At 27.0% G+C, this 6439-nt stretch carries 9 protein-coding genes; 7 read left to right on the top strand and 2 right to left on the bottom strand.

The window, feature by feature from the left end; all coding sequences use genetic code 11:
* The 5 genes from E6248_RS11555 to E6248_RS11535 form a co-directional block, all read left to right on the top strand.
* Positions 1-630 (top strand): hypothetical protein (locus tag E6248_RS11555; protein WP_316340953.1); only part of this gene is annotated, 630 nt, incomplete at its 5' end.
* A gap of 119 nt (positions 631-749) precedes the next feature.
* Positions 750-1523, top strand: a complete 774-nt coding sequence (locus tag E6248_RS11550; RefSeq protein WP_136005821.1) for a histidinol-phosphatase — start codon at positions 750-752, stop codon at positions 1521-1523.
* Positions 1524-1610: 87 nt separating this feature from the next.
* Entirely contained in the window at positions 1611-2252 is a 642-nt protein-coding gene (locus E6248_RS11545) for a hypothetical protein (RefSeq protein WP_316340952.1), read from the top strand.
* Position 2253: 1 nt separating this feature from the next.
* Positions 2254-2802, top strand: a complete 549-nt coding sequence (locus E6248_RS11540) for a hemerythrin domain-containing protein (protein WP_316340951.1) — start codon at positions 2254-2256, stop codon at positions 2800-2802.
* 37 nt (positions 2803-2839) lie between these two features.
* The gene (locus E6248_RS11535) at positions 2840-3022 is read left to right on the top strand and encodes a DUF1858 domain-containing protein (protein ID WP_316340950.1); all 183 of its coding nucleotides are present in this window, start codon (positions 2840-2842) and stop codon (positions 3020-3022) included.
* A 158-nt stretch (positions 3023-3180) separates the two neighbouring features.
* Here E6248_RS11535 and E6248_RS11530 read toward each other — a convergent pair whose 3' ends face one another.
* Positions 3181-3612, bottom strand: a complete 432-nt coding sequence (locus tag E6248_RS11530) for a DUF4829 domain-containing protein (protein ID WP_316340949.1) — start codon at positions 3610-3612, stop codon at positions 3181-3183.
* 116 nt (positions 3613-3728) lie between these two features.
* On the bottom strand, positions 3729-4754 hold the full coding sequence (locus E6248_RS11525; protein ID WP_316340948.1) for an IS1595 family transposase: 1026 nt from the start codon (positions 4752-4754) through the stop codon (positions 3729-3731).
* A gap of 276 nt (positions 4755-5030) precedes the next feature.
* Between E6248_RS11525 and E6248_RS11520 the strand changes: the two genes are divergently transcribed.
* Together E6248_RS11520 and E6248_RS11515 are read left to right on the top strand one after the other, a co-directional pair.
* Entirely contained in the window at positions 5031-5792 is a 762-nt protein-coding gene (locus E6248_RS11520; RefSeq protein WP_316340947.1) for a hypothetical protein, read from the top strand.
* Between the two features lie 139 nt (positions 5793-5931).
* A partial coding sequence (locus E6248_RS11515) for a DUF4489 domain-containing protein (protein ID WP_316340946.1) occupies positions 5932-6439 on the top strand: 508 nt, incomplete at its 3' end.

Below are 6439 nucleotides of genomic sequence, written 5' to 3'. Positions count from 1 at the left end.
ATATTTTTATTTTCTATTTACGGAATAGCAAGCGTAGTTTTATTGAAAGATATTATATTACTAAGATTTCAATTATTAATTTTTATTAATCTATGTTTACTTTATATAAATGAAAGAAAAATTCAGGAAATAAAACTAACTGATTATAGGCTTAGATGGAGAAGAGATTATGATAATCCAGGTTCTTCAGACGAAGAAAGTAATATGTTTTGGAGAATGAAAATAAGATTTTTTCCACATTCTAAGGTAAAGATGAAAGATAGATTTGAAAGAATTAAATTAGTTAATTTAGTTTTTATAGTAATATTTATTTCTATGGGTAATGATATCATTAAATACTTTTTTATTGTATTTATGATTCCGGAAATTATATATTTATTTGAAGCTATATTGGGATTATATACAACTAGTGAAGGAATATGTACTGGTATAGTTGAAACCACTCATGGGGAAAATAGCAGTAGACCATTATTTAAGGTATATGTAACTAATTATGAAAGAAAAGAAGAAATTAGTTTTAAGGTATTAGATTACTGTTATTTAAGTGAAATGGAGAATGTAGTTATACTTCATAGTGCAATTACAAAGAGAGTAATAAAGGTCCAAGGAAGAATAGAGAATTTTATATAAAAATTTTATTGGTAACATTTTCATGCTGTTTTTAGATTAGAATATAGCTTTTATATGTGATATGATGTATATTAGTAGAAATTTTGTTTTAAATTAGATAATAAGGATAGGTGAAAATGATGAAGACTAATTATCATACACATAATTACAGATGTAATCATGCAGATGGTACAATTGAAGATTATATTAAGGTAGCAATTGAAGAAGGATATGATGAAATTGGAATTTCTGATCATATGCCACATCCAGGGAAAAATATAGATAACTTTAACAGGATGAGATATGAAAATTTAGAAGAATATTTTTATGAAATAGAAGAAGCAAAAAGAAAATATGGTAATGAAATTTCTATAAAATCAGCAATAGAATGTGAATATTTTGAAGAATATCGTTGGTTATATGAAGAATTATTTAATAAGCATAAGGCAGATTACTTAATAGCTGGTGTTCATTTTTTCCCTTATAAAGGTAAATATGAATATATAGGTAATATTGAAATTACAGAAGAAATTTTAGAAAAATATATTGATTTTGTTATAAAAACAATGGAAAGTGGATATTTTTCATATATAGCTCATCCAGATTTATTTGGAGTAAAGTATAGAAATTGGGATGATGCTGCAATAAAAGCATCTAGAAGAATATTTGAAGCAGCTGAAAGGCTAAATATGCCTTTAGAAATAAACATAAATGGTTTTAATAGAGGAAAAGTTGAATATAACTTAGGTGAAAGATATTTCTATCCAATAAAAGATTTTTGGGAATTATCTAAAGAATATAATATTAAAAGAATTCTAGGTGTAGATGCACATACCCCTGAAAACCTAAGAAATAGACATTTAGGTGAAGAGTTTGCAAAATCTTTAGGACTAGAACTAATAGATAAAATTTAAAAATCAAATCACCTGTAACTAATGTTACAGATGTTTGTACATACATATGATAAACTACCATTAGAGATTAGTTATGGAGGTAGAGAAATGAGTTTATTTTTAGGAAAGATACATTACTGGCTATTTAATAAAATTACTTGGTTTGAAAATCTTGAAGAAGATATAATTTCATTAGCTAAAGAAGAAGGGTTAGATATAGAAGCTATTAATAATGAAATTATTAGTAAGTTTGGAGAGAAAACTCCTAATTTACCACTTGAAGATATAATAGATACTTCTAATATTCATGGATGGCTTCAAGACAGAATAACTTCAGCTGAAAGTAGAGTTGCTAGTTGGATTACTATAATATTAGAAAAAAATAGTGATATATCAAAACTAGAAAGTTTATTTATTGCTCAAGGTGAAAATGCAGCTAAAGAAGTATTAAGTAAGGGAATAAAAGAATTTAATGCTATAGATATTTTTAATTCAATGAATGATTATATTTTAGATGGAATGCCTTGTGATAGAGTAAATGAAGTAATATCTCAAGATGAAAATAAAGTAGTTTGGAAAAGAAGAATTTGTGTTCATAGTGAAATATGGGAAAGCCTTGGTGGAAAGGTTAAAGTCTTTTATGATTTAAGAGATAAGTGGATTACTAGCTTCGTTAGTATATTAAATAAGGAATATAAATATAATTTCCTAGGAAATAACGAATTTTCTATTGAAAGGGTAGTGAGATAGTATGAATGCAATTGAATTAATGATGGAAGAACATAAAAATATAAAAGAAATGCTTAAGGTAGTTAGAAGAGCTTCTTTAATTATATTAGAAGAAAATAAAGTTAATGTAGAAGATTTTTATAAAGTAATAAAATTTATAAGAAATTATGCAGATTCCCATCATCATAAAAAAGAAGAAATCATGCTTTTTAATAGAATGGTAGAAGAAATTGGTGAAACTGCTGAAAAGGTAGTTAAGTATGGAATGCTAGTTGAACATGATCTTGGAAGATTATATGTATCTAATTTAGAAGAGGCATTAAAATCTTATGAAGAAGGTAATAATGAAGCAAAATTAGATATTATAGCAAATGCAATTTCATATTGTAATCTTTTAGATAGACATATTCATAAAGAAGATAATGTAATTTATAAATTTGCTGAAAGAGAGCTTAAGGAAGAGACTATAAAAAATATTAATAGCGAATGTATTATTTTTGAAGATGATAATAGAAATGTAAAAGATGAAAATTTAGATATATTGAATGAACTTAAATCAAAGTATTTATAATAAATTTAATTTTATAATGTAAGGATAGGTGAGATATATGATTACTAAGGATATGACAATTGGAGAAGTAGTTAAGATGAAGGAAAATGCGCCTCAAATATTAATGAGTTTTGGAATGGGTTGTATCGGATGCCCATCAGCTCAAGCTGAAACTATTGCTGATGCAGCGATGGTTCATGGATTAAATCTTCAAGATTTATTAGATGCTTTAAATAAATAGAAATTATTAGAAGTTGTATTCTATTGATTGCTAATCAATAGAATACAACTTTTTTATTTAAGGCTCTGTTTTGAACTAATGTTGATAAATTAATATAAATAAAGTGGGTAAATTAATTTACCCACTTTATTTTTTAATTGTTTATCTAATTAATTTTATTAATATCCCCATGTTTTAAGTGACCATTTTTCATTTAAGTTATCGCGAACTAAAATCCATTGCCACTCGCTATAAGTCGTATTAGGATTTAGTGAGCCATCCCCACCAGAAGAATCTACATCAAAGTTTGATAATAAAATTATTGCTTCATCTGTATTATATTGTTTTGCCCATTCTGCTTCTGAATACCTACTTGTATTTTCACCATACCATAAATCTGTTAATGTACACCCTTTAAAATCTTTTTCAAATTTTTTCTTAACAATATTCATTGCATCTTTAATTTCATATTCACTATAAACTTCTGATTTTACAAAACCTTCACTAACATTATCTATATTACCAACTTTGTAAGTATTAAGATAATAGATTATTATTCCTATTATACATACTGAAAGAGTTAACATGATAAATTTACTTTTTTTACTCACTTAATTCTCTCCCTTTTATTTATACTTAATGAATCACTCAATATACTTATTCAGTGTTCATATTATTATACATTATTTGTTGATAATAATTATATAAAATAGAAAATAAAAGTAGTTTATATAAATAGTGGTTTAATATTTTTAAATTCCTTTATAGTAGTATAACAATGAGATATACTACTATGAATCATAAAATTTTTAATTCTAATAGATTCTTTTTCTGAGCTAAATGTATTTATCCATTTATGCCACTTCATATAGTTGCTAAGATATTTTGTTGCAACACCATTAAACCTGCTCATCCATCTTTTTAAGTTAGAATGTAGGCTATTGATATGTTGAATATGATATATATCTTCTTTGTGTCTACCTCTTTTAATTTTCTTATGCTTTAATTCCATATCTTCTGCTAATTGAATATAACTTTTGTGACTATCAGTACAAAGAATAGAATTTTTTCCTATACGATTAGCATAAAGTTTTTTCAATTCATCAGAAGTCATTCTTCCTGTGCATAATAACTCTATAATTAAGTTTCCTTGCCTATCAAGAGCAGTACCGACGCATACTTGTTCTTTAGAGATACCTCTTTTCTTAACTTGTTTACCTCTTTTACGAGATGGTCTTGGCATATTAATAGGTTTAGTTCCTTTATATGAATAAGCAAAAAATACTTCATCTGCCTCAACTACACCATCAACAGAGCCTACACCAAGAAACTCACTTATACAGTTAAGAATTTTATGTCTCCAAAAGAAACTTGTTGCTATATTTATTTCAACTATTTCAGCAGACTTTCTTATAGAATATCCATTTAACATGCATTTAGCATATTTAAGCCACTTATCTAAAGGTTTCTTGCTCTTATATGTTGCGGAGTTGGTAAAATCAGTAAATGTCTTTCTACAGTTTTTGTAAATGTATCTTTGTTTATTATTATATTTACCATTCCTTAATATATCTTCCCCTTTGCAATGAGGGCATACTTTCCTCTTAGAAAATCTCATTTCTTTAACTTCTTTAGTTATTTGAGTAACTTGAGAACCTAAAATAAGGCGTTCTTCTAAATGGGATAGAATTTGGTTTTGTTGATATAAAGATAAATTTTCAATTTCTGTTAATATCGATAATACATTTGCCATAATTGAACCTCCACAACTGTTTATATCTATATTATATCCTTATTTTAAAAAGATTAATTAATTATCAACATTAAAATAAAACAGAGCCTTATTTAAAAACAATATATTTTAATCTACGAATTGAATAAAATATATTTCATCCTTTTATATGGAAAAAGCTCAAAAAAACTTATAATGTAATCAATTTTTATATCACCTCTTTTATATTTCAACATAATATGTACTATAATTAAAAAATTAATTTAGAGTATTATAGTTTTAAAGAAAGGAGATTATATGTCCATTAACTTTAAGAAGTTTGTGCCACGCCCAGGCCTTGTAAATAAACAAGGGCGTTTACCGGATCCTTCTGAGTTAGTTTGTGTTGAAGTTCCTAAGGTATTCGACCAATGTTTAATAAAACGATGTCTAGTTTATGCTGAAGGACCAGATACTCCTACTACAGATGCTGAATTAAGAAGTGATCCACTTGTTAATCCTAAGAGATATCTTAGCAGTAGAGATTTTGCAGTTTGTTTAACAGCAGTAGATAAGATACCACTTAAAGGAGACCCTAACTTTAAAAAAGTAATTCTTAATTATGTAATATCTTTCTATTCAGATTATATTGATGAAAGTGGAGCTACTAAAAGTGAATTCTTTGAAATCCATAGAACAGATGTTATAGGAAGATTCTACTGTCCTGAATCAATTGCACAAATTACTGCAAGTACTGAAGCAGATGAATGCGGCGAAGAAGATACTAATATTATAAAGCTTGAAATGGTTGCTGAAGCATTAGATGGACAAATAGTTGAAGATGAAGCTGGAAATGAAGTATTAGATATAACTTTAGGATACTTCATAGTTGTAAAATGTCAGCTTATAGTTCAATTATTAATTCCAGCATATGATTATTGCCCAGTTCCAAGAGAAGCTTGTGAAGAAGAACCAGAAGAAGATCCATGTGAAAGATTTGAAAGGGCGCCAGTGCCTAAGTTCTATCCAGATCAAAACTTAGATCCTTTATTTCCAGAGTTTGAAGAAACTGACAGATAATTTGGCTTTAAATACGAAGGGTGAATTAGTTAATAATAAATAAAACTAAAAATAATGAAAACTATTAATACTAAATTAATCAATGATTTTATAAATGATTTTATAAATAATTTTATAAATAAAAGGGAGGATTCAATTCATGAATTCAATGTCAAGAGGCCATTATGATACTTGTAAAAAAGACTGCTATGATCCTTGTAAAAAGCACTATTATGATAAAGATGATGATAAAAAAGAAGAAAAATGTCCTACTATAGTAAAATGTGGTTGCCCTAGTTTTACACCTATTAATAAAGCTGATGAAGATACTAGTTTTATAGTTGCATCTTTAACTTTAGATACTTCATGTATATGTGACCCAAGTATTAAACTAGAGTTTGCAAGTAACATTGTTGTTACAAACAATAATGGATCAGGTGATGACAAGGTTAGTTTGAATTTTAGAATATTTAGGGAATGTAGACATCAAAAAAACAAAATTCCTGTTGGAGGAACATGGAGTTTCCTTACAGATGAAGAGGATATATCTACAACTTTCTCATTCTTTGTATGTGATTCAGATTTTTGTGATAATGATTGCTGCACTTATACTGTAGTTGCAACAGTTGCTGACAAACTAAATCACGGAACTCTTTCTGTTAATAATG

The organism is Clostridium sp., from assembly GCF_032552055.1.
In the GTDB taxonomy this organism is placed as follows: domain Bacteria; phylum Bacillota; class Clostridia; order Clostridiales; family Clostridiaceae; genus Clostridium.
Note: the sequence above shows the minus strand (reverse complement) of the source record. Positions and strands in the feature narration are given on the sequence as shown.

What these genes read in the sequence shown, in the direction of transcription:
- E6248_RS11520 (WP_316340947.1), top strand. Translation starts at nt 5,031, where the DNA reads ATGTCCATTAACTTTAAGAAGTTTGTGCCACGCCCAGGCCTTGTAAAT.
- E6248_RS11525 (WP_316340948.1), bottom strand. Translation starts at nt 4,754, where the DNA reads ATGGCAAATGTATTATCGATATTAACAGAAATTGAAAATTTATCTTTA.
- E6248_RS11535 (WP_316340950.1), top strand. Translation starts at nt 2,840, where the DNA reads ATGATTACTAAGGATATGACAATTGGAGAAGTAGTTAAGATGAAGGAA.
- E6248_RS11550 (WP_136005821.1), top strand. Translation starts at nt 750, where the DNA reads ATGAAGACTAATTATCATACACATAATTACAGATGTAATCATGCAGAT.
- E6248_RS11540 (WP_316340951.1), top strand. Translation starts at nt 2,254, where the DNA reads ATGAATGCAATTGAATTAATGATGGAAGAACATAAAAATATAAAAGAA.
- E6248_RS11545 (WP_316340952.1), top strand. Translation starts at nt 1,611, where the DNA reads ATGAGTTTATTTTTAGGAAAGATACATTACTGGCTATTTAATAAAATT.